The following is a 26,130-nucleotide window of genomic DNA, read 5'->3' on the forward strand; positions in this document are numbered from 1 at the left end:
TGGCGCAACGCTCACCTCGCGTGCTCGGACGTTCACCGAACGCGTGTCGGGGTTTTGATCAGTCGTGTGACCTGCAGAGACGCCGGGCGCTGCCGCGCGTCCAACGAAGGAGCATTGACACATGGGGTGGTCAACACGCCCGCGCGCGGGTGCTCGCGCGCTCACCGGGCTCGTCGCCGCGGCCCTGCTCGGCACGCTTTCCGTGACCGCCGGCGCGCCCGCCGCCTCGGCCGCGAGCCAGGAGGGCATCGGCTACGAGGTCAAGCCGGGCCAGGACATGACCCCGCGGCCCAGCCGCAACTGGCTCGGCTCGTACGTCGTCGGCGGGGCGCAGGTCTTCTGCGTGAGCTTCCAGCTCAAGGCGCCCGACACCGACGAGCAGTACAAGCCGGGCGACGAGCTGCTCACGAAGTGGGGCACGAAGCTGCCCGCCGACCAGGCGGCGAACATCTCCTACCTGCTGCTGCGCTACGGCGACACGAAGAAGCCCGCCGAAGCCGCCGCGCTCGCCCACCTGCTGCACTCGTGGACCGCCGCCCCGCGCACGGCGGCCGACCTGGACCCGTCGCTCGGCTACGACAAGATCGGCTACGACGCGAAGTACCACCTCGACCTCCTGCCCGCGGACGCCAAGGCGGCCGTCGACCGGCTGAAGACGGACGCCGAGGCCAACCGCGGGCCGTGGACGGCTTCGGTGACCACGCCGAAGGGCGACCAGCACCCCGGCGAGGCCGCCGAGTGGACGGTCACGGTGAAGAACGCCAAGGACAAGGGCGTCCCGGACGTCCCGGTGAAGCTGACGGCGACCGCCGCCACCCTCGACAGTGAGGACGGCGGGAAGGCGGACGCCGCGGCCGGGAACTCGAGCCCGCAGGCCGCCGCGAAGGACGTCACGCTCAAGACGGGCGCCGACGGCACCGTGACGGTGAAGCTGACCCCGACCGGCGACCAGCCGAGGCTCGTGGCCGCGCTGTCCGCCCCGGCCGACCGGCCGTACGTGCGGGTGCCGGTCGACACCAAGGTGCAGCGGGTGGTCTCCACCGGCGGCGAGAAGGAACTGACCGCACAGGGCGTGGTCGACGTCGCCAAGCCCGGCACGGTCCAGGTGACCAAGACGGACGCGAACACGGGCCAGGGCGTCGGCGGCGCCGTCCTGCGGATCACCGGCAAGGACAAGACGTCGGCGGCCATCGGGCAGGACGGCAAGCCGCTCACCGGAGCCGACGGCAAGCCCGCGGTCGTCACCACCGACGGCAAGACCGGCGGCGTGACGGTCGAGAACCTGCGCGCCCCGCAGGAGATCTGCGTCGTCGAGGCGAGCCCGCCGCCGGGCTACACGAACGCCTTCGACCCGAAGAACCCGCCGTCGGCGTGCGGCACCGTCAAGCCGGGCGAGACGCTCGCCCTGACCGTGACGAACAAGCCGAACGAGGTCCCGCGCGCGATCCCGGCCGGCGACCAGCCGGTCGCGCGGGCGCAGGGGGTCGTCGAGACGAGCTACTCCGTGCCGGGCCTGGCCGGGCTCGGCCTGCTCGTGCTGCTGGCGGGCGGGCTGATCGGCGTCGCCGCGCGGCGGGCCTCCCGGCGGTAACGGCGTGGCGGAGCACGGCGGCGACTGGCGGGCCGAGGACTGGTTCGTCGAGGAATGGCACCGGGGTATCGGCTGGGCGGCCGGCGATGACGAGCCGCCCGGCGGGCCCCCGGAGCCGCCCGCGCGCAAACCCGGCCGGGGCCGGCTGCTGACCGGCTTCGCCCTCGGCGCGGCGACCGTGCTGGCGGTCCAGTTCGGCTCCTCCGTGGTCACCGTGCCGCGGGTGGCCGTCGTGTCCGGTACGGCGCTGCCCGCCGCGGGGGCGGCGGGAGCCGCGGCCGCGGTGCCGTCCCCATCCCCGGCGGCCACCTCGTCCCCGGCTCCGGCCGCGCCCGCCGCGGGGACGCCGTCGCCGTCCGCGCCGCCGCCGTCCCCGCCACCGCAGCCGCGGGGCACCGTCCGGCTGCCCGCCGGCGGGACGGCGACGCTCGTGCGCAAGGACCTCGGCCCGGGCGGCGAGCTGCCGGTGCCCACCGACCTCGGCCAGGCCACGTGGTGGGGCGCGTCACTCGACGCCGCGGGCGGGGCGAGCGTGTTCGCCGGCCACGTGAACTGGCGGGGCGCGACCGGGCCGTTCGCCGAGCTGTGGACCGCGCAGGTCGGCGCCGAGGTGACCATTGTGGACAGTGCGGGTCAGAGCTGGCGGTACCGGATCGCGCAGCTGGTCACGGTGCACAAGAGCGACCTGCCGGCCCGCGCCGACTACCTGTTCGGCCAGTCCGGCCCGCACCGCGTGGTGCTGGTGACGTGCGGCGGCCGCTGGGTCGGCGGCTCGGACGGCTACGAGGAGAACCGCGTCGTCATCGCGGAGCCCAGCTAAGTTACTCGTGGGTAACATCACGTTTCGAAACGGTGGTCGCGGGCCTCGCCATGCAGCAGAATGCCCAGGGTCAGGGCTGCGGAGCGAGAGGTGTGAAGACCATGGCGACGTTCTTGGTGACCGGCGCGACCGGACTGATCGGGCGTCACTTCACCCGGCTGCTGCTGTCCCGCCCCGACGACGACCGCGTCGCCCTCGTGGTGCGCGCGTCCTCGCGGGCCAAGCTGGCCGCGCTGGTCGACCAGTGGCCGCACTCCGACCGCGTCACGCTCGTCACCGGTGACCTCGGCGAGCCGCTGCTCGGAGTGTCCGAAGCGGACCGCGAGCAGCTGCGCGGGAGCGTCGACCACATCGTCCACCTCGCCGCGCTCTACGACCTCACCGCCGACGACGAAGCCAGCATCAAGGCCAATGTGGACGGTACGCGGGCCGTCGTCGACCTCGCCGCGGACCTGCGCGCGGGCTGCCTGCACCACGTGTCGTCGGTGGCCGTCGCGGGCGACCACGAAGGCGTGTTCACCGAGGAGATGTTCGACGCCGGGCAGCGCCTCGTCACGCCGTACCACCGGACCAAGTTCGAAGCCGAGAAGATCGTCCGCGAGCAGGACCAGGTGCCCTGGCGGGTGTACCGGCCGGCCGTCGTCGTCGGGCACTCCGAGACCGGCGAGATGGACAAGATCGACGGCCCGTACTACCTCTTCCCCGCGATCAACCGGCTCGCCGGGCTGCCCGACGTGCTGCCGGTCGTCGGCCCCGACCTCGGCGACACGAACATCGTGCCGGTCGACTACGTCGCCAAGGCGCTGCTGGAGCTGGTGGTCAAGCCGGGCCTCGACGGCCACGCCTTCCACCTGGTCAACCCCGAGCCGCAGCCGGTCGTCTCGGTGTACAACGCCTTCGCGCGGGCCGCGGGCGCGCCGACGATCACCGTGCAGCTGGGTGAAGGCCTCTCGAAGCGGATCGTCGGGCTGGTCAAGCTGACCGAGCACATCCCCGGCGTCACCATCGCGCGCGACGCCGTCATGGAGCGATTCGGCATCCCGCCGGTGCTGCTGGACACGATGGCGTTCCCGTCGGTGTTCTCCTCGGCCGAGACGCGCAAGGCGCTGGCCGGCACGGTCGAGGTCCCGCGGCTGGAGGAGTACGCGCCGACGTTGTGGCGCTACTGGCGCGAGCACCTCGACCCGTTCCGCGCGCGCAAGCACGGCCCGCGCGGCGAGCTCGACGGCCGCCGCGTGATCATCACCGGCGCGTCCTCGGGCATCGGGCGGGCGACGGCGCTGAAGGTGGCGGCCGCGGGTGGCGTGCCGCTGCTCGTCGCGCGCCGCCAGCACGAGCTGGAAGAGGTCCGCGACGAGATCGTCGCCGCCGGCGGCACGGCGTCGGTGTACCCGGCCGACCTGACCGACGAGGACTCGGTGCGCAAGGCCGTCGACGCGATGCTGGCCGAGCACGGCCGGATCGACATGCTGGTGAACAACGCCGGCCGGTCGATCCGCCGGTCGATCAAGCTGTCCTACGACCGGATGCACGACTACGAGCGCGCGATGGCCATCAACTACTTCGGCGCGGTGCGGCTGATCCTTGCCGTGCTGCCGCACATGTCGGAGCGGAAGTTCGGGCACATCGTGAACGTGTCGTCGATCGGCGTCCAGGGCATCGCGCCGCGCTTCTCGGCGTACGCGGCCTCGAAGGCGGCGCTGGACTACTTCTCGCGGATCGCGGCGACCGAGACGCACGGCGACGGCATCACGTTCACCACCATCCACATGCCGCTGGTGCGGACGCCGATGATCCGGCCGACGAAGATCTACGACGCGTTCCCGACGAAGTCGCCGGAGCAGGCCGCGGACATGGTGATGAAGGCGCTCGTCGAGCGGCCCAAGCACATCGGCACCCCGGCGGGACAGGCGATCGGGCTGGCGTACACGCTCACGCCGGGCCTCACCGACGCCGTCGCGTACCAGGGTTTCCGGATCTTCCCGGATTCGGCCGCGGCGGGCGGTTCGGGCGAGCTCAAGATCGGGCGTGGCGAGAAACACCTCTCGCGCGCGGCGATGGCGCTGGCCCGGCTCTCGCGCGGCTTCCACTGGTAGTCGGTCCGGCTGGTCAGCACGGTGGTCTCACTCTGCGTTCCCGGGGTGAGGCCATTCCGGCGACACGGCGACACGTGTTGGTGATTCGTGAAGCCGGAAGGCGGAGGCGGCGGGTGCCCGGGTACGGTCGGGCCCATGGTTCCTGAGCGCGACCCCGCCGCAACCGCCCTCAACGGCCTCCTCCCCCTCCGTCGTGAGTACACGCAGGCTTGGCACGGCTTCGACCGCAACGAGGTCCGGCAGTACCTCGATCACGTCGAAGCCCAGCTGCGCCGGGTGCTCAGCGAACGCGACGCCGCCGCGGCACAGGCCGCCGCGGCGACCCGCGAGGCCGAAACGGTGCGGCAGCAGGTCGCGGCGCTGGAAGCGCGCATCGAGGAGCTGAAGAAGCCGCCGGAGCGGCTCGAGGACCTCGACGAGCGGATGCAGCGCACGGTGACGCTCGCCCAGGCGCGCGCGGACGAGATCATCAAGCGCGCCGAGGTCGCCGCGGAGAAGACGTGGGCGTCCTCGACGGAGGCGTCGACGAAGCTGCGTGAGCGGTACTCGAAGCTGGTGGCGGAGCTGGACAAGCAGGCCGACCTGCTGCACTCCGAGCACGAGAACGCGCTGGCGGAGACGCGCGCCGAGGTCCAGCGGCTGACGATCGAGGCGGCCCAGCGCCGGGAGCTGCTGGACAACGAGGCGGAGCGGAAGCGCCGGAAGCTCGAGCGCGAGTTCGAGGCGTCCCAGGCAGCCCAGAAGGCCACGCTGGAGAAGCACATCGCGGACCAGCGCACGGCGAGCAAGAACCAGGCGGAGCGCCGGATCGCGGAGGCGACGGCGGAGGCGAAGCGGCGGCTGGACGAGGCGACCGCGGAGGCCAAGCGCCGGCTCGACGAGGCAACGACCCAGGCGGCCCAGCGCACGACGGCGGCCAACCGCAAGGTCGAGCGGCTGGCGGAGATCCGCGAGCAGGCGCGCAAGAGCCTGGCGATGGCGGAGGACATCCTCAACCGGAGCGAGACGCAGCTGGCCACGCTGCCGGAGGAGGCGGTGATCCCCCAGGCGTCGAAGCTGGTCGGCGGGGACGCGGAGTCGGCGACCACGCCGGCGGCGCCGGTCGTCCCGGTGGTGCAGCCGTCGATCCCGAAGTCGGCGGCCCCGAAGCCGGCGCCGAAGCCCGCGGCGGCGCCCAAGCCTGCTGCGGCGCCCAAGCCTGCTGCGGCCGCGAAGCCCGCTGCGGCCCCGAAGCCGGCCAACTCGAACGGCCCGGCGACCAAGCCCGCGAACGGCAACGGCTCGAACGGGAACGGCGCCAAGCCGCTTTCGCCGAGTGGGAGCAAGCCGGGCAACTGAGCCATCCGCCGCCTCGAGCATCGGAGGCGGCCTGGCCGCGGCAAGGCCGCCTCTGAGCGTTCGAGGCGGCCTTTGCGCTTTCCGGGCTGCGTCGGCCGCCCCGAAGCCCCCTGCGGGTCCAAGCCAGCTGCGGCAACCAAGCCCCCCGCGGCAACCAGGCCTGCGGCGGCCGCGAAGCCCGCTGCGGCCCCGAAGCCGGCCAACTCGAACGGCCCGGCCACCAGCCCGCGAACGGCAACGGCTCGAACGGGAACGGCGCCAAGCCGCTCCCGCCGACGGGCAGCAAGCCCGGCAACTGAGCCACCACCGCCGCCCTGGCCGCGCAAAGGCCGCCTGGCCGCGGCAGGCCGCCTCGATCGTTCGAGGCGGCCTCTCGTTCGAGGCGGCCTGTGCCCTTTCCGGCTCTGAGCAGCCCCCGTTTTCCACGCTACCGGCGACCACCGACAATTCCGGGCGCCCGGGGGCAGCGCGCGTTCAGTTGTGCACAGCTGCGGGCTCTCAGTTGCGCGCTGTCCGGGCCCAGGGGTTCGCCGTCTCCAGCTGGGCCGCCAAGCCCAGCAGCAGGGACTCCCCGCCCGGGCGGGCCACCAGCTGGACCGACGTCGGCAGGCCCGACACCACCGACCTGCCCATCGGGACCGTGATCGCCGGGTAGCCCGCGAGGTTCCACTGGCCCGTGAAGCCCGCCAAGCGCGTCGACGGCAGCACGTTCGCCAGCCAGCCTCGCTCGTGCCAGCGGCCCGCCTTCACCGGCCAGTGGGACAGCGTCGGCGTCAGCAGCACCTCGTGCGCCGCGAAGAACTCCTCCGCCCGGGCGATCCACCGATCACGCGTCCGCGGGCGGATCAAGCCCGCCCGCTCGACCAGGCGGCCCGCGCGGACGTGGGCCCGGGTCCGGCGCTGCAAGCGCCTGACGTCGAATTCGCGGGCCTGGACTGCCGGGCCCGCCAGCCAGCGGGCCGTCATGCCCAGGACCATCGTCGCCGGGTAGCGGGGTGCGGCCGGGGCTATCTCGTGGCCCGCCGCCGCCAGCAGGCCCGCCGCCGTCGAGACCGCCGCCACCAGCTCGCGCGGGACCGGGCTGTGCAGCAACGGCACCGTCGTCGACATGCCGATGCGGACCGGCGACGGCGAAGTCACCGTGGCCAGCTCAGGTGAGCCTGCCAGCACCGACACCAGCAACGCCGTGTCGGCGACCGTCGTGGCCAGCGGGCCGTGGACGGACATGCCGAACCAGCCGCCCTCCGCCAGCAGGTCCGCGCCCGGCTTCAGCCCCACCAGGCCGCACATCGCCGCCGGAAGGCGGACCGAACCCATGCCGTCCGAACCGTGGGCCAGCGGGACCAGCCCGGCCGCCACCGCCGCCGCGCTGCCGCCCGATGAGCCGCCCGCCGCGTACGTCGGGTCCCAGGGGTTGCGGGCGATGCCGTCCGGGGTGTCGCTCATCGGCCAGATGCACAGCTCCGGCACCCGGGTCAGCCCGACGATCACCGCGCCCGCCGCCCGCAGCCGCGTCGCGATCACGCCGTCCGCGTCCGCCCGCGCCGACGCCCCCGCCAGCGAACCGTGCGACGCGTACTCGCCGGCCACCTCCGTGACGTCCTTGACCGCGACGGGCACCCCGGCCAGCGGCAGCGTCGCGAGATCCGGCCGCGCGGCGACCTCCGCGGCTTCCTTCAGCGCCTCCTCGGCGCGCACCCGCCGGAAGGCGCCGACGACGCCGTCCGCCGCGGCGATCCGCTCCAGGGCCTCCTCGGTGACCTGCACCGGATCGAGCTTCCCGGCCCGGACGGAGGCCGCGATCTCCACTGCCGTGAGCACCATGATCGGACCCTAGCCCACGAAAAGGTGACAGTGGCAAAGAAAACGTCTCAGATCGCGCCGGCTCGCAGGGCGTAGGCGACGGCGTGGGCGCGGTTGTTCAGGCCGCAGCGGGTCATCAGCCCGTAGAGGACGTTCTTCACGGTCCGCTCGGAGTAGCACAGCTTCGCCGCGATCTCCTCGGTCCCGAAGCCCTCGGCGACCAGCCGCAGCACGTCGCACTCGCGGGCCGCGAGACCGGACAGCGTGAGCCCGTTCGGTTCCAGGACGTCCTTGCGCATCCGCTGCACCTGCGCGAGCAGCGCGCCCTGCAGCCGCGGCGGCAGGTTGGCCGTGCCGTCACCCGCCGCGAGCACCGCCGTCACCAGCTCGGCGCCGCCCGTTTCGCGGCGCGGCAGGATCGCCACCACGCCGGCCTCCAGCGCCGCCATCAGGTCGCTTTCGCGGAAGTGCTCGACGACCAGCACGACGTGCGACGCCTTGGCCGCGCGGATCTCGCCCAGGACGGCCTCGGTGACGTGGTCCTCCATCACCAGCAGCACGTCCGGCACGAGGTCGGTCAGCCGGACGTCGGGATGGTTGTCCAGCAGGCTCACCGCGCCGGCGTGCGTGATCGGGTCCGAGGCGAGGACGCTCACTTCGACGGGCTTCATGAGGGCAGTGTGGACGGCGTGTCTTCACGCCTTCCCTATTCCGTCTTCACGCCCGTGAAGAAAGCTCCCCGAAAGCCGCCCGCGCCCGCTCCAGGCACCCCGGCATCCGCCCGGCCGCGCGGGCCCAGTCGCGCTTGGCGCGCCAGTACTCCTCCCGCGCCTCCGGCGTCCAGCCGGCCAGCTCCGGCTCGACCCGGGCCTCCAGGTCGGCCAGCAGCTCGCCGAGTTCGCCGGTGATCGCGCCCATCCGGTCCAGCACCAGATCGGCGAACCGGAAGTCGAGCCGCGTCACGGCAGGCGCGGCCGCGGCATCGGGCCGCCGGTCGCCTCCAGCAGCTGCGCCAGCCGCGACAGGATCACGTCGAACTCCTGCTCCCAGTCGCTCATCGCCTGGCCGAACCGCACCGATGCCTCACCGCGCCAGGACGCCTGCACCATCGCCATCTCGCTGTTGACGTCGCGCAGGCGGGACCGGGCGCCGTCGAGGGTGGCCGCGAAGCAGGCGGCGGCCCGCTGCATGTCTTCGGTCGGCGCTGTCGCCATTCGGGGGCTCCTCTCCGGGTCCCGAGCGTGGCGCACGCCGTGGCGGCGCGGAACCCCGCCCGGGTGCCCTTGCCCGAATGTCCGCCATCCTTGCCTGCCGGTTCACGGCGTCCGCGTATGCTCACGGCAGGCATCCGGCGCGTGACGATTCGTTCACGCACGAAGGGAGACCGATGTCGGCCGCGGACAGCTCCGCACCGAGACTCCAGCTGCTGGGCCCGCTCAAGGCCTGGCAGGGCGAAACGGAGCTGGACCTCGGCTCCGCGCACCGCCGCACGGTCCTCGCCGCGCTGGCGATGCGCCCGGACCGCACGGTTTCGCGCGAGGAGCTGATCGACGCCGTCTGGGGTGACGCGCCGCCGCAGAGCGCGCAGGGCTCCATCTACACCTACGTCTCCGGGCTGCGGCGCGCGCTGGAACCCGGGCGCGCCAAGGGCGAGGGCCCGCAGCTGCTCGCGTCGATCGGTTCCGGCTATTCGCTGCGGCTGGACGCCGAGGCGATCGACGTCCACCGGTTCGAAGCCCTGCGCGAGCAGGCGCAACGCCGGCACGCGGCCGGTGACCTCCGGGGCGCCCGCGAGACCTTCGACGAGGCTTTGGGGCTCTGGCACGGCGTCCCGCTGTCCGGCCTGCCCGGCCCGTTCGCCGCCGCGCAGCGCGCCCGGCTCACCGAGGTGCGGCTGGCGACCATCGAGCGGCGCGCCGAGGTCGTCCTGGACTCGGGCGGGCACACCGAACTCGTCGCCGAACTGACCGCGCTGACCCGCGAGCACCCGTTCCGCGAGACGTTGCGCGGGCTGCTCATGCGCGCGCTGGTCCGGGCCGGGCGCCGGACCGAGGCGATCGCGGTCTACGCCGACGTCCGCGAAAGGCTCGTCGAGTCCTCGGGCACCGAACCGGGCCCGGCCCTGCGGCGGCTGCACGACGAGCTGCTGGCGAAGCCGGCGGCGGCACCGGAACCCAAGCCGGCGCCGGTTTCGCCGGTGACGCGGCTGCCGGCCGCCGCCCTGCCGGAGCGAGCGGAGATCTTCGTCGGCCGGGAGGCGGAACTCGACCGGCTGCACGAAGCCGTCGTCGAGCTCGGGGCCGGCGTGGGGCGGTCGGTCTGGCTGGAAGGCGAGCCGGGCAGCGGCCGGACCGCCCTGCTCGCCGAAGTCCTCGCCGCGGCCCAGGACTTCCGCCCGGCCTTCGCCGCCGCGGACGCGCTGGACCAGCGGTTCGCCCTGCGGCCGCTGCTCGACGCGCTGGGCGTGCACCCGCGCGCCACCGACCCGCGCCGGGCCGCCCTGGCCGCGCGGCTCGCCGGACAGCCCGGCGAGGATCCGGTGGACGACGTCCTCGAGCTCGTCCGCGAGCTGTGCGCGGAGGCGCCGCTCGTGCTCGTGCTCGACGACCTGCAGTGGGCCGACGACACCACGCTGCGCGTCTGGCGCTACCTGAGCCGGGAGACGCGGCAGCTGCCGCTGCTGCTCGTCGGGGCGTGCCGCCCGGTACCCCGGCCGGCCGCGCTGGACGACCTGCTTGACAACGATGACATCACCGTCCTGCCGGTGCCGCCGCTGACCGAGGACGCCGCGCACGAGCTGGCCACCGAGCTGGCCGGCGCGCCACCCGGGCCCGGCCTGCAGCTGCTGGTCTCCTACGGGGCCGGGAACCCGCGCTACGTCCGGGAAATCGTCGAGACGCTGCTCGCGCAGTCGATGATCGTGCTCGACGGCGTCCACGCGCACCTGGACGGCAATTCGTGCCAGACGATCCCGTCGCCGCTCGGCGCGCGGATCACGCAGTACCTGAGCTTCCTGTCCAGCGGGACCCGCGAGACCCTGCGCTGGGCGGCGCTGCTGGGCCGCGAGTTCTCGCCCGGCGACATCGCGGTCGCCACCGAACGGCCGCCGATGGCGCTGGTCGGCGCGGTCGACGAGGCGATCACCTCGGGGGTGCTCGTCGAATCGGGCGACCGGCTGGCGTTCCGGCACTCGCTGGTGCGCCGCGTGCTCTACGAGAAGACACCGGCCGCGATGCGGGTCGCGCTGCACCGGCAGCTGGCCGAAGCCTTCGCCGCCGCCGGCGCGCCCGCCGAACGCGTCGCCGAGCAGCTCGCCGCCGCGCCCGCGCAGGTGGACCCGTGGGTGACCGGGTGGCTCCTGGAGCACATCGGGACGGTGGCCACCGAGGCCCCGCGGATCGCGGTGGACCTGCTGCGCCACGCCGTCACCCAAGGCACGCTGCCGCCGGACGCGCGGGAGACGCTGACCGCGACCCTGGCCCGGCTGCTGTTCTGGCTCGGCCGGGAGCCCGAAGCCGAAGCACGCTCGGTCGTCGCGCGGACGTCCGACAGCAGGCGCGCGGCCGAAATGCGCTGGATCCTGGCGTACGTCTACTACCGCCGCGGTGACTTCTCCGAGGCGACCGCCGAGCTGAAGCGGACGCTCGACGACGCCGACGTCCCGGAGATGTGGCGCGGGCGGCACGAGTCGCTGCTGGCCACGCTGGAAAAACTGGGCGAGGAGACGGCGCTGGCCCCGGCCGGGCTGCACCCGCTGGACGACGCGGCGCTGGCCGTGCCGAACCTCGACAGCCTCGACGACGCCGCCGAACCGCTCGACGCCGCCCGCCGGATCGCCGCCACGCGCGCGGTGCCGGGCGAGATGCACCTGGCCGGCGCGGTGCACTACTACTGGCTGGGCCGCTGGCGGGAGGCACTGGCCGAGCTGGACGCGGTGATCCGCGACGGCGCCGAGACGGCGTCGTACGTGCTGCGCAGCCCGGGGTCGGCGTTGCTGGTCCACGGCGTCGGCGCGCTGATCGCCGGCCACCGCGGCGAGCCGGGCCAGGTCAGGACGCACCTCGACGCGGCCGACCGGCAGCAGTGGCCCCCGGGCTTGGAGCCGGACGGCGGCGACTTCCTGCTCGCCGCGCGGTCGCTGCTGGCCGAGCAGGAGGGCCGGCCGGAGGCGGCGCTGACGGCGTTGCTGCCGCTGCTGGAGGACACCTACCCGCCGGCGGCCCGCCACCAGTGGCTGCCGGACCTGGCCCGGCTGGCGTTGCTGCTCGGCGACCGGGAGCGGATGCAGGAGGCGGTGCGCCTGCTCGAGCCGGACGGCGAGGTCCCGCCGGCGCACGCCGCGGCGGCGGCGCACTGCCGGGGTCTGGTGACGGGCGATCCCGGCCCGGTCCTGACGGCGGCCGGGCACTACCGGGCCGCCGGGCGGGTGCTGAAGCACGCGAAGGCGACCGAAGACGCGGCGATCCTGCTGGCGGAGTCGGGCGAGCTGGCCGAGGCGCGCACGGCGTTCCGCGGCGCGTTGACCGCGTACACGGAGATGGGCGCGGTGTGGGACGTGCGGCGCGCGGAGGCCCGGATGGGCCCGTTCGGCATCCGGCGGGCGGCTTCGGTGCGCTCCCGGGCGGCCGCCGGAAAGTGAACGCGCAACCTTCGCGGGGGTTGCCACGTCGGTAAGGTCACCGGAGATGTCCCTGGGGGATGGGGTCTGGGACGCGAAGTCCCAGAGGGGACGGCAACGACATGCCAGGGGAACACCCCGGCCTGCGGGTGGGCGTGCTCGGCCCGCTGCGGGCCTGGCGCGGGACGGCCGAGATCGGCCTCGGCCCCGCCCGTCAGCGCGCCATCTTCGCGGTGCTCGCCGTCAACGCCGGCCGGCCCGTCCCCCGCGCCGAACTGATCGCCGGCGTCTGGGGCGATTCCGCGCCCGCGAGCGTCGAAGGCAGCGTCCACACCTACGTCTCCGGGCTGCGCCGGGCCATCGAACCGGACCGTTCGCGCTGGTCGGCGGCCAGCGTGCTCGTCTCGGACCCCGCCGGGTACTCCCTGGTCCTCGACGAGGACGCCCTCGACGCGGCCCTGTTCGAACGGCACCGCGAACGCGCGCAGCGGCACCTCGAGCAGGGCGATCCGCGGGCGGCCGTCACCGAACTCGACGACGCTCTCGCGCTCTGGCAGGGCGAGGCGCTCTCCGGCGTCCCCGGCGGGTTCGCCGAACGGCACCGCGAATACCTCGCCGAACTCCGGCTGGACACCCTCGAACGCCGCGCCGAAGCCGTGCTGGCGCTCGGCGGGCACCTCGACCTCGCGCCCGAGCTGGCGGTGCTGGCCGGCGAACACCCCCTGCGGGAATCGCTGCGGGAGTCGCTGATGCTCGCCCTCTACCGCAGCGGACGGCCCGCCGAAGCCCTCGACGTCTTCCGCGACGCCCGCGCCACGCTCGTCGCGGAACTCGGCGTCGAACCCGGCCCCGCGCTGCAACGGCTCCAGCGGCAGATCCTCGCCCAGGACCCGGCCCTCGACGCGCCCGCGGCGCCGGTCGTCGTCACCGGGCAGCGGCTGTTCGGCCGGGAAGCCGAAACGGCCCAGCTCGCGGAGCTCGTCGCCGACGTCCGGGCCGGGCGGGGCCGGGCGGTCTGGATCGAAGGGGACGCCGGGATCGGCAAGTCCGCGCTGCTCACCTCCTCGCTGCCGGACGGCCCCGGTTTCCAGCGGCTCTGGGCGGCCGCCGACGAGCTGAGCACCCGGTTCCCGCTGCAGGTCGTGCTGGAGTGCCTGGCGATCGACGCGCACTCGCCCGACCCGCGGCGCGCGCGGGTGGCGAAGGAGCTCGCGGGTGAGGGCCCGGCGCGGCGCAGCTGGGGTCCGGCCGACCCGGTGCTCGGCGCCGTCGACCGGCTGCTGGCGCTGGTCGACGAGCTGTGCGCGCAGTCGCCGCAGGTGCTGGTGCTCGACGACCTGCAGTGGGCCGACGAAGCGTCCGTGCTGGTCTGGCACCGGCTCTGCGCGGCGACTCGGCAGCTGCCGCTGCTGCTGGTGGCCGCCACCCGCCCGGCGCCGGACCGCGCCGAGCTCGCCCAGCTGCGCCGCGGCGTCCAGGCGCGGGACGGGGTCGTCCTCGACCTGGCGCCGCTGACCGGCGAGGACGTCGGCCGGCTGATCGAAGACCAGCTCGGCGCGCCGCCCGGGCCGGGCCTGCGCGAGCTGGCCGCCCGTGGTGCCGGGAACCCGTTGTACGTCAAGGAGATGGTCGACGTCCTGCGCCGGGCCGGCTCGGTGGCGGTGAGCGGCGGCCAGGCGGACGTCGACGACCCGGCGGAGTTCGAAGCGCCGCGGTCGCTGGTCGCCGCGGTCGATCGGCGGCTGGACTTCCTGACGGCGCGGACGCAGGAAGTGCTGCGCTGGGGCGCGTTGCTGGGCATGGAGTTCGCCGTCGGCGACGTCGCCGCGGTGCTCGGCACCCGGCCGTCGGACCTGCTGGCGCCGCTGGAGGAAGCCGTCACGGCGAACGTCCTCATCGACACCGGGACGCAGCTGGCGTTCCGCCACCCGCTGCTGCGCCAGGCGCTGTACGACCGGCTGCTGGCCGGGACGCGGGCGGCGCTGCACCGGCAAGCCGCCGAGGCGCTCGCCGGGATCGGCGCGCCGGTGAAACGCGTCGCCGAACAGCTGGTGGCGGCACCGGCCACAGTGGACGAATGGGTGCTGGACTGGCTCGCCGCGCACCACGCGGTCGTGTCGACCAGGGCCCCGCTGATCGCCGTCGAGCTGCTGGAGCGCGCGCTGGCCGCGGCCACCGCCACCGACCCGCGCCGGGAGACGCTGCTGGTGGCGCTGGTGAAGGTGCTGTTCCGGCTGGAACGCAGCCCGGAAACCTTGGCGCGGCAGGCCCTCGACGTCGCCACCGACCCGGACGCCGTCGAGGAGATGCGGCACGTGCTCGCGGCGCTGCGGCACCGGCGCGGGGACACCGAAGGCGCCGTCGCGACGCTCGCCGCGTGGGTCGACGACCCGGCCGTGCCGGAACTCTGGCGGGTCAAGCACCGGCAGCTGCTGGCGAACTTCCGGCGCGGCAGTCTGTCCGATTTGGACACCGCGGAGCGGACCGCGCACGAGACGAAGGCCCTCGCCGGTGGCGACCGCTACCTGACCGCGCACGCGCTGCAGTCGTTGTGGCTGGTCGATTCGGTGCGCCGCGAGCACGACCGCGCGCTCGCCCACATCGACGCGGCGATCGAGGCCGTCGGCGACGAGCACGAGCTGGCGGACCTGCACCTCGACCTGCTCGACAACCGCGTCTTCACGCTGCAGAACCTCGATCGCCTGGCCGAGGCGGGTGAGGCCCTGCGGGCGGCGGGGGAAGTCGCGGCGCGGCACGCGCTGCCGGTCGGGCTGCAGGTGTCGGCCGCGGTGCACCGGTACTGGGAAGGCCGCTGGGACGAAGCGCTGGTCGAGCTGGACACGGTCATCGAGGACGGCCCGGCGATCACGTTCTACGGCCTGCGCGAACCGGGCCCGGCGGCGCTGCTGCTGCACGGCGTCGCGGCCCTGATCGCGGGCCGCCGCGACGACCGCGCCCAGGCGGCGGCCCACCTCGACGCGGCCGAGGAGTACGCCCCGGCGACCGGCGCCGAGCGCGAGAGCTTCGACTTCCTGCTGGTCGCCGACGCCTTGGCGGCCGAGCAGCGCGGCGACCGGGTCCGCGCGCTGGCCGTCCTCGAGCCGATCCTGAACCCGACCTACGCGCAGATGATGCTGCGGCACCAGTGGCTGCCGGCGTTCGTACGGCTGGCGACGGAGCAGGACGAACTCGACCGCGCCCGGCGCGCTCTGGCGGTGTGCGAGGAAGAAGCGGCGAAGGAGCGACGCCCGGCGCGGGCGCACGCGGCGGCGTCGTGGTGCCGGGGGCTGATCGAGGAGGACCCGGCGCCGGTGCTGGCGACGGCCGAGCACTTCCGCGCGGTCGGCCGGCGCCCCGAGCTCGCCTCGGCGCTGGAGGACGCGGCCGTGTTGCTGGCCCGCGCGGGCCGGCTGGACGCGGCACACGCGGCTTTCGAGGAGGCGGCCGAGCTGTACACGGCGCTGGCGGCCCGCTGGGACCTGCGGCGCGCGGAGACCCGCCTGCGCCGCCTCGGCGTGCGGCGGGGTGCGCTGTTCTCGCCGATCCGGCCGGGCCACGGCTGGGAGTCGCTGACGCCGATCGAGGTCCGGATCGCCGGACTGGTCGCGGAAGGCCGGTCGAACCCGGACATCGCGGCCGAGCTGTCCCTGCCGCGCCGGACGGTCCAGGCCCACGTGGCCCGGCTGCTGGGCAAGCTGGAGACGCCGTCACGCTCCGGCGTCGCCGACGCCGTCCGCCGCCGGCCGTAACGCGTTGGCCTTGGCGACCCGGCCCAGGTAGCGGCCCGATTCCTTGACCGTCCGCCGCTGGGTCTCGAAGTCGACGTGCACCAGGCCGAACCGCTGCGTGTACCCCATCGCCCACTCGAAGTTGTCCAGCAACGACCAGGCGAAGTAGCCGCGGACGTCGACCCCGGCGCGGACGGCGTCGTGGACCGCCCGCAGGTGCTCCATGAAGTAGTTCACCCGCGCCGCGTCGTACACGCGGCCGTCCACCACCGTGTCGGCGAAGGACGCTCCGTTCTCGGCCACCACGAGCGGGAGGCCACCGGACCGGTCGTCGATCCACCGCAGCAGGTCGGTCAGCGAGCCCGGGGCCTGTTCCCAGCCGAACGCCGTCAGCGGCGGCCGGGCCGGCAGGACGTCCATGCCCCGCAACGTCGGCAGCGGGCAGTTGCTCGGCGCTTGCGGGTCCTCGAGCGGCGTGACGCGGGCCGGGGCGTAGTAGTTCACGCCCAGCCAGTCGATCGGAGCCGCGATGACGTCCGTGTCGCCGTCGCGGACGCACTCGGCGAACCGGCCCGCGGCCGCCACCACGTCCGCCGGGTAGCCGCGGCCGAGCACCGGGTCCAGGAAGAACCGGTTGTGGATGCCGTCGAACTTCCGGGCCGCCTCCGCGTGGGCCGGGGTGTCGCCGTCCGCGATCGCCGGGGCGAAGTTGAGCGCGAGCGAGAACTCGTGCTCCGGCCCGGCCAGCGCACGGGTCGCCAGGCCGTGCGCCAGCAGCAGGTGGTGGGCCGCCACCAGCGCCGTGTCGTGGTCCTGGACGCCGGGTGCGTGCACGCCGCTGCCGTAGCCGAGGAAGGCGGCGCAGAACGGCTCGTTGATCGTCGTCCACTGGCGCACGCGGTCGCCGAGCGCGGCGTGCACCACCGCCGCGTAGTCGGCGAACCGCAACGCCGTGTCACGCGACGGCCAGCCACCCGCGTCTTCGAGCACCTGCGGCAGGTCCCAGTGGTACAGCGTCAGCACCGGCACGATGTCCCGGCGCAGCAGCTCGTCGACCAGCCGGTCGTAGAAGGCGAGCCCGGCCGCGGACGTCGTCCGGCCGTCCGGCATCACCCGCGGCCACGCGACCGAGAACCGGTAGGCGTTGAGACCCAGATCGGCCAGCAGGCCGATGTCCTCGGGGTAGCGGTGGTAGTGGTCGCAGGCGACGGCGCCGGTCGCGCCCCCGAGCACCTTGCCCTCGGTGGCCGCGAACGTGTCCCAGATGGACGGTCCGCGACCGCCCTCGGACACCGCGCCCTCGACCTGGTAGGACGCGGTCGCCGCGCCCCACCGGAAGCCGGCCGGGAAGGTCATACCGGTGCCCCTTTCACGATGCCCCGTACGAGGTGGCGGCCCAGCAGCAGGAACAGCGCGATGACCGGCACGACGGCGACGGTCGCGCCGGTGAGCATCAGCGCGTAGTCGGTGTAGTAGCCGCTGGCCAGCTGCGACAGCGCGACCTGCACGGTCGGCGTCTCGTTCGGGTCGAGGACGACCAGCGGCCAGAAGTAGTCGTTCCAGGTGGCCATGAACGTCAGCATCGCGAGCACCGCGGCCGGCGCGCGCAGGGCGGGCACGGCCACGTGCCAGTAGGTGCGCAGGATCGAGCAGCCGTCGACGGTAGCGGCGTCGACGAGGTCCGGGCTGATCGCGTTCTCGCACGCCTGGCGCATCCAGAACACGCTGAAGGCGCTGACCAGCGCCGGCACGATCACCGCTTCGAGCCGCCCGTACCAGCCGAGGTCGCCGACGACGAGGTACAGCGGGATGACGCCGAGCTGCGCCGGCACCATCGCCGAACCGACGACCAGCAGGAACAGCGTGTTGCGGCCGCGGAACTTCAGCCGCGCGAAGGCGAACCCGGCGAGGCTCGCCAGCACGACGTTGGACACCATGACGGTGCTCGCGACGATCAGCGAGTTCCCGATGGCCAGCCAGAAGTCGACGGTGTCGAAGACGCGCCGCACGTTCTCGGGCAGGTTCCCGCCCGGCAGCAGCAGCGGCGACGTCTCCCCGATCGCCGAGTTGTCCCGCGTGGCCACGACGAACGACCAGTACAGCGGGAAGATCGAGGCGCCGAGCACCCCGGTCAGCGCGGCGTACACCCAGCCGCCCGGCCGCCGCCGCGCCGTCACGCCGACCTCACGAACCGGCGCACCAGCCGGTAGTTGACCAGCGCGAATAGCGCGCAGATCACGAACATCACCCAGGTCAGCGCGGCCGCGTAGCCGGCGTCGAGGTGCGTGAACCCCTTTTCGTACAGGTACATCACCAGCGTCTGGAACTGGCGGTCGTTGCCGCCGGTGCCGGCCGAGCCGCCGGCGTCGAACAGCTGCGGCTCGGCGAACAGCTGCAGGCCGTTGACCGTGCCGGCGATGGCGGTGAAGGCCAGCGCGGGCCGGATGCCGGGCACGGTGATCGACCAGAACGTCCGCCACCGCGAGGCCCCGTCGAGCTCGGCGGCTTCGTAGAGGTCACCGGGGACGGCCTGCATCGCGGCCAGGTAGATCAGGGCGTTGTAGCCGGTCCAGCGCCAGAGCACCATGCTCGCGACGGCGAAGTGCGACGTCCAGGTCGTCGCCCGCCAGTTGACCGGCGCCACGCCGAACCAGCCGAGGACCTCGTTGACGACGCCGTAGTCGCGGCTGAACAGCTGCCCGAAGACCAGCCCGACGGCGACGACGGACACGACGTTCGGCAGCAGCACCCCGGTGCGCCACCAGGTCGCGGCCCGCAGCGGCCGGTCGAGCAGCGCCGCGATGCCCAGGGCCAGCAGGAATTCCGGGATGGCGGCGAGCAGGAAGATGGATACGGTGTTGGCGAGCGCGTTGTAGAAGTGCGGATCCGTGAGCAGGTCGCCGTAGTTGGCGAGGCCGAAGCCGCCCCGGTCGCCTTCGAGCAGGTTCCAGTCGTGCAGCGAAACCCACGCCGTGTACAGCAGCGGGAAGGCCCCGAAGACGACGAACAGGGCGAAGAAGGGCGCGACGAAGAGCAGCGGCGTGACCTTGCGGTCGAGGCGGTGCTGCACGCGCGGCTACTTCAGGGCGGCTTGGGCCTGCTGGACGGCGGTCGTCCAAGCTTGCTCGACGGTGTCGGTCTTCTCCTCGATCCGCCCGAGGGCCCGGCCGAACTCCGGCCGGACGTCGGCGTCGCGCAGCCCGCGGTAGTTCGGACGCAGCTGGTCGGCCGAAGCGGCGAAGATCCGCCCGGTCGGTGCGTCGCCGAAGTAACTGTCGGTGTGCGCGACGACCTGCGGATCCTCGTACACCCCGGGCTCGCTGGGCAGGATGCCGTCGGAAAGGAAGAGTTTCTTCTGCTGCTCCGGGGCGGTCAGCCAGCGGGCGAGCTCGTACGCCTCTTTCTGGTGCGCGCCCTGCTTCGGGACGGTCAGGAACGAGCCGCCCTGGTTGCCGCTCTTGCCGGGCACGGTGGTGACGTCCCACTTGCCGCGGTTGGCGTCCCCGCCGGCTTCCTTGATCTGGCTGAGCATCCACGCGGGGCAGGCGACGGTGGCGAAGGAGCCCTGCTTGATCGCCACGTTCCACGCCTGGGTGAACGTGGTCGCCGCCGCGGTCTGCCCCTTCGCGGCGAGGCCGCCGGAGAGGAAGAAAGCGGTGCGCACGCTCGGGTTGCGGTCGGCGATGAAGGAGTCGTCACGCTGGGAGAAGTAGTTTTCCGGCGACTGGTTGAGCATCGCCGTGTAGACGGTGCCGGCCGAGTCGGCGAACTTCACGTTCGGCGTCTTGCTGGTGAACCGCTCGGCGGTGGCGGCGTAGGCGTCCCAGTCCGGCATGAGCTTCGCGACTTCGTCGCGGTCGGTCGGCAGGCCGGCGGCCTGGAACAGGTCGCGCCGGTAGCAGAGGGCGAGGCTGCCCATGTCCGTGCCGAGCCCCAGCACGAAGGCGCCGTCGGTGCCCTGCGCCCACTTCCACGGCACCCACTGCTTTTCCAGCTCGCGGGCGCCGAAGCCGGCCAGGTCGGCGAACTTGTCCTTCGCCTTCCGGTACTGCGGCATGTACTGCTCTTCGATCGCGACGACGTCGGCGGCACCGCGTCCGGTGGCGAGCTGGGTCGCGAGGCCCTTGTGGTGCGTGTCGAAGTCGGTGACGCGGTTCTGCACCGTGATGTCCGGGTGCAGTTTTTCGTACTCGGCGATCAGGGGCGCGTAGCCGAACTCACCGAAGGTCGCGATGGTGAGCTCGGTCTTCCCCCCGGCGTCACCCGGAGTGCAGGCGGCGAGCGGGATCAACGCGGCGACCAGGATGGCGATCGTTCGCAACAGGGCTTCCTCAGATCACACCGGCCCGCACGGCGTAGGCGACCGCGTGCGGCCGGTTGCGCAGGTTGAGCCGGTTGGTCATGGCGTAGATGACGTTCTTCACGGTCCGCTCCGAGTAGCAGAGCTTTCCCGCGATCTCGGCAGTGTCCCAGCCTTCGGCCATCAGGCGAAGCACATCCACCTCGCGCGGCGTGAGTGCCGCCCCACCGCGTTCATCGGCGAGGGCCTCGACCTGCTCACGCAGCGGCGCGGATCGCCCCCGCGCGGCGGCGAGCACGCTCCCGGTGACCCGATCGAGCGCGGTCCGCGGCAGCACGGCGGAGACGTGGCAGTCGGCGAGCAGGCCGACGTGCGCCGGATCGACACGCCCGGCCACCAGCACAATAGCGGCGGGAGACTCGGCAGAGGCGGCCCGCAGAGCGGCCACGGCCTCCCGGTCGACCTCCCCGACGGCGAACACGAGAACGGCCGCCTCACCCCGGCGGGCCCGCGGCAGGACCAGCAGTTCGGGGCGGGACTTCAGGTGGTTGATCAGCCCGGTCAGGGCAATCGGGTCGGACGCCCACGCGGCCACTCGCACCTGGTCCATCGAACCCTCCTCAGCCCACGACAACGCCTGCCTCGGACCAGTCTGCTGAGGCCGCCTTCACGAATTCTCTAACGGCGGCGGAGCCATTCTTCACGCCGTGAAGTTGGGCTGTTTGATGGCGGCGGGGTGGCTGGTCACGTTGGTCGTGGCCGGCGGGGCCCGCTGTCGCGTTTCGGCCCGCGGTTGCGAGGACGGGGTAACGGGGGGCTTCGATGGCGGCGGGGTGGCTGGCCATGGGGCTGAGCGCGGCTCGTGGCCGGCCGGGCCTGCTGTCGCCTTTCGGCCAGCGATCGCGGGCAGCGGGGGCGGCCTCCACGGCGGCGGGATGGCTGGTCAAGGAGTCGAGCACGCTGTTCGCGGCCAGCGCTGCCAGCTGGAGCGTTGCGGCCTGCGGTCGCGAGGCAGGGCAGCCCGGGGGCCACCTCGACGGCGGCGGGATGGCTGGTCAAGGGGCCGAGCCCGCTGGTTGTGGCCGGCGGGGCCACCTGGAGCGTTGCGGCCCGCGGTCGCGAGGCAGGGCAGCGGAGGCGGCTTCGATGGCGGCGTGGTGGCTGGCCACGGGGTCGAGCACGCTGGTTGTGGCCGGCGGGGCCAGCTGGGGCGTTGCGGCCTGCGGTCGTGAGGCGGCGGGGTGCTGGTCGCGGCATTGAGCACGCTGGTCGCGGCCACAGGGTTCGGGCCCGCGGTCGTCAGGCCGGGGCAGCGGGGCCGTTCTTTACGTCGCCGAGTCGGGGCGTCGACTACGGTCGGGGGGCACACGGACTAGTGAAGGGACCGATGAACCGCCGACGTCTTGCTGCCCTTGGGGTGGCGTTCTCCATCGTGGCCGGATGTCTGCTGGTCGCGGGCCTGCAACCGCGGGTCGTGTCCGGGTTGGCCGTGCCTCTGGCCTCCAATTCCACTCGGCCGGCTCCTGCTCCGGCGGCTTCTCCTCCTGCTGCGTCCGCTCCTAACTCCCAGCTCGCGCGGCCGGGCGACTGCGCGTCGATGGCGGCCGGGCTCGATGTTCGGGCCCAGGTTGCGCAGCTGGTCGTCGTGGGTGTGTCCGGGGACAATCCGGCGGCGACCGTTTCGCTGGTGCGGGATCACCAGGTCGGCGGGATCTTCATCGGGGGTAACGCAACAGCGTTGTTGAAAGATCGCTCGCTGGACGCGGTGCAGGCCGTCGCCCGGGTGCCGGTGGCGGTGTCGGTCGACGAGGAAGGCGGCCGTGTCCAGCGCATCGACGACCTCGACGGTGACCTGCCGTCGGCGCGGACGATGGCCGAGACGAAGTCTCCCGACCAGGTCCGGGCGCTGGCCGCCGAGCGGGGGCGCCAGTTGCGCGCCCGCGGGGTGACCGTGGACTTCGCCCCGGACACCGACGTCACGAACGCCCCGGACGACGACGTCATCGGTGACCGGTCGTTCAGCCCCGACCCGGCCAAGGTGAAGACCTACGCGAAAGCCTTCGCCGAGGGCCTGCGCGACGCGGGGATCCAGCCGGTGCTGAAGCACTTCCCCGGCCACGGCCACGGCTCGGGCGACTCCCACAAGGGCACGGTGGTCACGCCGCCGCTCGACAAGCTGCGCGCGGTCGACCTCGTGCCGTACCGCGGCTTGGCCGACTACGGGCCGGTCGCCGTGATGGTCGGCCACCTCGACGTGCCGGACCTGACCGGTGGCGTGCCGGCCTCGCTTTCGCCCGCCGCGTACCGGCTGCTACGCGGCGAATTCGCGTTCACCGGGCCGGTGGTGACCGACGACCTCGGGGCCATGAAGGCGATCACCGCGCAGTACCCGCTGCCCGAGGCGGTGCTGAAGGCCCTGCAGGCCGGCGCGGACGAGGCGTTGTGGTCCTCCGGAGGGCGGGTGGACGAGGTGCTGGACCGGCTGGCCAAGGCCGTGCAGAGCGGGGAACTGCCGAAACCGCGGGTGCAGGATTCGGTCGCGCGGGTGCTGCGGGGCAAGGGCCTCTGCTGAGATCCGGCCTGCCCCTGGACGGCCTCGCCCGAGGACGTGGCTCGCCAGGAAGCGGGATCTGTTGCCGGACGCCGAAATCCGCGCCGGACGCACGCGTAACCGGACCGCCGAGCGGCCGGACTCCGGCGCGATCGGGAACCCGGCCGCGCGATCCTTGCCGTCGCCCTGGGAGCGCTTTGCCCGGCCGGCGGAGAAGCGGCTGCGTTTTCGGTTGTGCAGAAGGAATCGTTGTCGCCATACCCACGACGGTACCGAACGCGCGTTCGAAGATCACCACTGAATCGGGTGAACATCGGCGGGCAAGTCGCCAAGCCGCTTCCCTTGCGCCACAAAGGAAACAGCAGCCAGGCGTCGTGAGCAGCCCCCGATCTACAGGCTACCGATCGGCACCGACAGAAATGGGACGCCAGCCGTAGCTAGACTTTCCGCGATGGCACCCGGAGCAAGGAGCGGCATGGCGAACCTCGGCGGCACCTTCACCCTCGGCGGCGAACTTTCCGTGACGCGCATGGGTTACGGCGCCATGCAACTGGCCGGACGTGGTGTGTGGGGGCCGCCGAAGGACCGCGACACGGCCGTCGCCGTGCTGCGGGAAGCCGTCGAACGCGGGGTCACCCATCTCGACACCAGTGACTACTACGGCCCGCACACCGTCAACGCCCTGATCAAGGAAGCTCTGCACCCCTACCCCGAGTCGCTCGTCATCGTGACGAAAGTCGGGGCGCGGCGGAGCGCCGACAAGGGGTGGCCGGTCGCCCTGTCGGCCGCGGACCTCACCGAAGCCGTGCACGACAACCTGCGGAACCTCGGGGTCGACGCGCTCGACGTCGTCAACCTGCGGCTCAGCAACGCCGCCGGTGACTACCCCGTCCCGATGTCGGTCGCCGAACCGTTCGGGGTGCTCGCCGAGCTTCAAGAACAAGGGCTGATCCGGCACCTCGGTCTCAGTCACGTCAGCGCCGAGCAACTCGACGAAGCGAAAGCGATCGCGCCCGTCGTCTGCGTGCAGAACCACTACAACGTCGCCCACCGCGAGAACGATCCCCTTGTCGACAAGTGCGCCGCCGAGGGGATCGCCTTCGTTCCCTACTTCCCGCTCGGCGGGTTCAGTCCGCTGCAGTCCGGGCTGCTCGACGACTGCGCCGCGCGGGCCGGGGCCACGCCGATGCAGGTCGCGCTCGCCTGGCTGCTGCGGCGGTCGCCGTCGATGCTGCTGATCCCCGGGACGTCGTCGCCCGCGCACCTGCGGGAGAACCTCGCCGCCGCCGAACTGGAACTGCCCGCGGACGTTCTCGCCGATCTGGACCGGATCGGCGCCGCCTGATCGCTACGCTGAGCGCCCGGACAAGCACGAGAACGGAGCAACCGTGGCGGAGTGGGGCGATCTGGTCGCGTACATCAGGCAGTCGTACCGGGTGGTGCGCGACGAGCCCGACGAACTGCGCATCCGCCTGGTCTTCGGCGACGATCCCGACACCGAACAGCGGGCGCAGATCGTCGTGATCGCCCGCGAGATCCTCGACCAGCGCGAGGACTGGGTGCAGATCGCGACGCCGTTCGCGCGGCACGAGCAGGTCGACCTCCTGGAAGTGCTGACCGAGGTCGGCGAGGCGATCGTCGTCGGCGGGCTCGCGGTGATGGGCGAGCACGTCGTGCTCCGCCACTCGCTGCCGCTGATCAACCTCGACATCAACGAGTTCACCGACCCGCTCGAGCTGGTCGCCGGCGCGGCCGAGCTGCTGGAGCAGCAGTTCACCGGCCGCGACGACTACTGAGCGGCACAACCGCGACGGCGGCGGCCACGGCGAGCGCGGCCCCCAGGCCGAACGCCGCGGTGGCCGTGCCGGTGCCGAGGTAGAGCCCGCCGAGGAGGGCGACACCGAGGGTGCTGCCGAGCTGCTGCACCGCGTTGAGCAGCCCGGCGGCCGAGCCCGGCTCGTGCGGGCGGACCCGGTCGAGGGCCGCGGTGAAGAACGGCACCGTGAACGTCCCCATCCCGAGCCCGCACAGCGCCAGCGCCCACGGGTACGCGCCCACCCCGCCGGCCGCCATGGCGAGCACCCCGGCCGGCAGGAGCGCCAGCCCGGCGAACATCACGCGCGGGCCGAACTTCGGCACCAGCCGGGCGCCGGCGACGGACGACGACACCGCGAGCCCCACCGACAGCGGCAGCAGCGTCAGGCCCGCGGTGCGGACGTCAGCGCCGAGCCCCAGCTGCATCGGCACCACCTGCATCAGGCCGGTCATCACCGCGAAGAACAGCAGCGACCCGGCGAGCGCGGCCGGGAACCCGCCGTGGGTGAAGAGGCTCGGCCAGCGGCGCGGCCGCGCGGCGCTGCTGGAAGCCGAACACGACCAGCAGCACGGCGCCGGCCACGAGCAGGGCCCAGTTCGTCCCCGCCGGGTCGATCAGCGGGTAGACGAGCAACCCGGCGCCGGCGACGACGAGCGCGGTGCCGGTGAGGTCGAGCCGCGGCCGGGTGTCCGCGCGGTCCTCCCGCAGCAGCCGCGCGGCGATCAGCACCGCGAGCCCGCGCGGGACGTTCACGAGGAACGCCGCCCGCCAGGAGATCGCCGCGTCAGCGGCCCGCCGAGCAGCGGCCCGGTGACCGCGGAAAGGCCCATCACCGGGCCGATCGTGCCCAGGGCCTTCGCGAGATCGCCGCCGTCGAAGAGGGCGCGGATGAGGCCGATGATCAGCGCGGCCGCCGCGTCCTGGGCCGCCGCGCAGGCCAGCGACGCCAGCACGAAGCCCGTCACGCCGAGCTTGAACACCTTGGCCCGGCCGAGGATGTCGCCGAGCCGGCCGCCGGTGATCAGGAAGGCGGCGAACGGCAGCGGGGTGAGCACGGGGTCTCCTTTCGTTCGGCGCCCACCTGGCTTTTCGACCTGCAACGCGCTGCACCTCGACGGGCGCCGTTCACCAGGATCGAGGACGTCCTCGGCGTCTCCACGCAGACGGTGGCGCGGCGCTGCCGCCGGCTCCGGGCCGAGGCGTCGCTCCGCGTCGTCGGCCTGCCGGACCCGCAGCGGACCGGCCAGGCCGAGTGGATGGTCCGCCTGACCGCCGACACGGAGATCTGCGTGAACGTCCACACGCCGGCGGCGAGCGACCACGCGCTGCTCCTGCGGGACATCCCGCGCACGGCGAGCATCACGGCGGTTTCCGCGCACCAGCTGCTGCACCGGTACTTCGGCGGCCCGACGGCGTGGCTGGGCCGGGCCAACGCCCTCGACGCGGCCCAGATCGCCGCGCTCACCCCG

21 protein-coding genes are annotated in these 26,130 nt (G+C 73.4%); 9 read left to right on the forward strand and 12 right to left on the reverse strand.

Features of this window, described 5'->3' with window-relative positions; genetic code table 11:
• The first annotated feature begins 121 nt into the window (after nucleotides 1–121).
• The 4 genes from H5965_RS29145 (at nucleotide 122) to H5965_RS29160 (ending at nucleotide 5,845) form a co-directional block, all read left to right on the forward strand.
• On the forward strand, nucleotides 122–1,591 hold the full coding sequence (locus H5965_RS29145) for a SpaA isopeptide-forming pilin-related protein (protein WP_310973636.1): 1,470 nt from the start codon (nucleotides 122–124) through the stop codon (nucleotides 1,589–1,591).
• Between the two features lie 4 nt (nucleotides 1,592–1,595).
• Complete coding sequence (locus H5965_RS29150; RefSeq protein WP_310973638.1) at nucleotides 1,596–2,411, forward strand: class F sortase; 816 nt, start codon at nucleotides 1,596–1,598, stop codon at nucleotides 2,409–2,411.
• A gap of 101 nt (nucleotides 2,412–2,512) precedes the next feature.
• Nucleotides 2,513–4,507 carry an SDR family oxidoreductase gene (locus tag H5965_RS29155; protein ID WP_310973639.1) on the forward strand — a complete coding sequence of 665 codons (1,995 nt, stop codon included), beginning with the start codon at nucleotides 2,513–2,515 and terminating at the stop codon, nucleotides 4,505–4,507.
• A gap of 135 nt (nucleotides 4,508–4,642) precedes the next feature.
• The gene (locus tag H5965_RS29160; RefSeq protein WP_310973640.1) at nucleotides 4,643–5,845 is read left to right on the forward strand and encodes a cell division protein DivIVA; all 1,203 of its coding nucleotides are present in this window, start codon (nucleotides 4,643–4,645) and stop codon (nucleotides 5,843–5,845) included.
• 498 nt (nucleotides 5,846–6,343) lie between these two features.
• On the opposite strand, the gene H5965_RS29165 is transcribed toward H5965_RS29160, so the two are convergent.
• The 4 genes from H5965_RS29165 to H5965_RS29180 are packed head-to-tail and all read right to left on the reverse strand — an operon-like array spanning nucleotide 6,344 to nucleotide 8,862.
• A complete protein-coding gene (locus H5965_RS29165; protein ID WP_310973642.1) occupies nucleotides 6,344–7,669 on the reverse strand; it encodes an amidase family protein in 1,326 nt (441 codons plus the stop codon).
• Nucleotides 7,670–7,716: 47 nt separating this feature from the next.
• Nucleotides 7,717–8,319 (reverse strand): response regulator transcription factor, encoded by a 603-nt coding sequence (locus tag H5965_RS29170; protein WP_086845415.1) that lies wholly within the window; start codon nucleotides 8,317–8,319, stop codon nucleotides 7,717–7,719.
• Between the two features lie 46 nt (nucleotides 8,320–8,365).
• The gene (locus tag H5965_RS29175; protein ID WP_103336999.1) at nucleotides 8,366–8,611 is read right to left on the reverse strand and encodes a WXG100 family type VII secretion target; all 246 of its coding nucleotides are present in this window, start codon (nucleotides 8,609–8,611) and stop codon (nucleotides 8,366–8,368) included.
• The gene (locus tag H5965_RS29180) at nucleotides 8,608–8,862 is read right to left on the reverse strand and encodes a WXG100 family type VII secretion target (protein ID WP_310973643.1); all 255 of its coding nucleotides are present in this window, start codon (nucleotides 8,860–8,862) and stop codon (nucleotides 8,608–8,610) included. Before H5965_RS29180 ends, H5965_RS29175 begins: the two co-directional genes overlap by 4 nt.
• A gap of 173 nt (nucleotides 8,863–9,035) precedes the next feature.
• Between H5965_RS29180 and H5965_RS29185 the strand changes: the two genes are divergently transcribed.
• Both H5965_RS29185 and H5965_RS29190 read left to right on the forward strand, forming a co-directional pair.
• A complete protein-coding gene (locus H5965_RS29185; RefSeq protein ID WP_310973644.1) occupies nucleotides 9,036–12,287 on the forward strand; it encodes a BTAD domain-containing putative transcriptional regulator in 3,252 nt (1,083 codons plus the stop codon).
• A gap of 101 nt (nucleotides 12,288–12,388) precedes the next feature.
• Nucleotides 12,389–16,015, forward strand: a complete 3,627-nt coding sequence (locus tag H5965_RS29190) for a BTAD domain-containing putative transcriptional regulator (protein WP_310973646.1) — start codon at nucleotides 12,389–12,391, stop codon at nucleotides 16,013–16,015.
• Here H5965_RS29190 and H5965_RS29195 read toward each other — a convergent pair.
• The 5 genes from H5965_RS29195 to H5965_RS29215 are packed head-to-tail and all read right to left on the reverse strand — an operon-like array spanning nucleotide 15,974 to nucleotide 20,904.
• Entirely contained in the window at nucleotides 15,974–17,350 is a 1,377-nt protein-coding gene (locus H5965_RS29195; protein ID WP_310973647.1) for a GH1 family beta-glucosidase, read from the reverse strand. The two genes, H5965_RS29190 and H5965_RS29195, sit on opposite strands and share 42 nt — an antisense overlap.
• Nucleotides 17,347–18,171 carry a carbohydrate ABC transporter permease gene (locus H5965_RS29200; RefSeq protein WP_310973649.1) on the reverse strand — a complete coding sequence of 275 codons (825 nt, stop codon included), beginning with the start codon at nucleotides 18,169–18,171 and terminating at the stop codon, nucleotides 17,347–17,349. Before H5965_RS29200 ends, H5965_RS29195 begins: the two co-directional genes overlap by 4 nt.
• On the reverse strand, nucleotides 18,168–19,064 hold the full coding sequence (locus H5965_RS29205) for a sugar ABC transporter permease (protein ID WP_310973651.1): 897 nt from the start codon (nucleotides 19,062–19,064) through the stop codon (nucleotides 18,168–18,170). Before H5965_RS29205 ends, H5965_RS29200 begins: the two co-directional genes overlap by 4 nt.
• A gap of 6 nt (nucleotides 19,065–19,070) precedes the next feature.
• Nucleotides 19,071–20,318, reverse strand: a complete 1,248-nt coding sequence (locus H5965_RS29210) for an extracellular solute-binding protein (RefSeq protein ID WP_396136961.1) — start codon at nucleotides 20,316–20,318, stop codon at nucleotides 19,071–19,073.
• A gap of 7 nt (nucleotides 20,319–20,325) precedes the next feature.
• Nucleotides 20,326–20,904, reverse strand: a complete 579-nt coding sequence (locus tag H5965_RS29215) for a LuxR C-terminal-related transcriptional regulator (protein WP_310973654.1) — start codon at nucleotides 20,902–20,904, stop codon at nucleotides 20,326–20,328.
• 777 nt (nucleotides 20,905–21,681) lie between these two features.
• Here H5965_RS29215 and H5965_RS29220 point away from each other — a divergent pair.
• The 3 genes from H5965_RS29220 to H5965_RS29230 all read left to right on the forward strand — a co-directional run bounded on the left by H5965_RS29220 (nucleotide 21,682) and on the right by H5965_RS29230 (nucleotide 24,641).
• Nucleotides 21,682–22,866: a glycoside hydrolase family 3 N-terminal domain-containing protein gene (locus H5965_RS29220; protein ID WP_310973655.1), complete on the forward strand. Its 1,185-nt coding sequence runs from the start codon at nucleotides 21,682–21,684 to the stop codon at nucleotides 22,864–22,866.
• Nucleotides 22,867–23,320: 454 nt separating this feature from the next.
• The gene (locus tag H5965_RS29225) at nucleotides 23,321–24,190 is read left to right on the forward strand and encodes an oxidoreductase (RefSeq protein ID WP_310974178.1); all 870 of its coding nucleotides are present in this window, start codon (nucleotides 23,321–23,323) and stop codon (nucleotides 24,188–24,190) included.
• Nucleotides 24,191–24,233: 43 nt separating this feature from the next.
• The gene (locus H5965_RS29230) at nucleotides 24,234–24,641 is read left to right on the forward strand and encodes a hypothetical protein (RefSeq protein ID WP_310973657.1); all 408 of its coding nucleotides are present in this window, start codon (nucleotides 24,234–24,236) and stop codon (nucleotides 24,639–24,641) included.
• On the opposite strand, the gene H5965_RS29235 is transcribed toward H5965_RS29230, so the two are convergent.
• Genes H5965_RS29235 through H5965_RS29245 form a run of 3 tightly spaced genes read right to left on the reverse strand, consistent with a single transcriptional unit; the run spans nucleotide 24,619 to nucleotide 25,716 of the window.
• Nucleotides 24,619–25,131, reverse strand: coding sequence for an MFS transporter (locus H5965_RS29235; RefSeq protein ID WP_310974179.1), 513 nt, complete (start codon nucleotides 25,129–25,131; stop codon nucleotides 24,619–24,621). The genes H5965_RS29230 and H5965_RS29235 overlap by 23 nt on opposite strands.
• A complete protein-coding gene (locus tag H5965_RS29240) occupies nucleotides 25,064–25,414 on the reverse strand; it encodes a hypothetical protein (protein WP_310973659.1) in 351 nt (116 codons plus the stop codon). The genes H5965_RS29235 and H5965_RS29240 overlap by 68 nt, the downstream gene beginning before the upstream one ends.
• Nucleotides 25,411–25,716, reverse strand: a complete 306-nt coding sequence (locus H5965_RS29245) for a hypothetical protein (protein ID WP_310973661.1) — start codon at nucleotides 25,714–25,716, stop codon at nucleotides 25,411–25,413. Before H5965_RS29245 ends, H5965_RS29240 begins: the two co-directional genes overlap by 4 nt.
• Between the last annotated feature and the right edge of the window lie 414 nt (nucleotides 25,717–26,130).

The sequence above is a fragment of the Amycolatopsis sp. 505 genome (assembly GCF_031625235.1).
Classification (GTDB): Bacteria; Actinomycetota; Actinomycetes; order Mycobacteriales; family Pseudonocardiaceae; genus Amycolatopsis.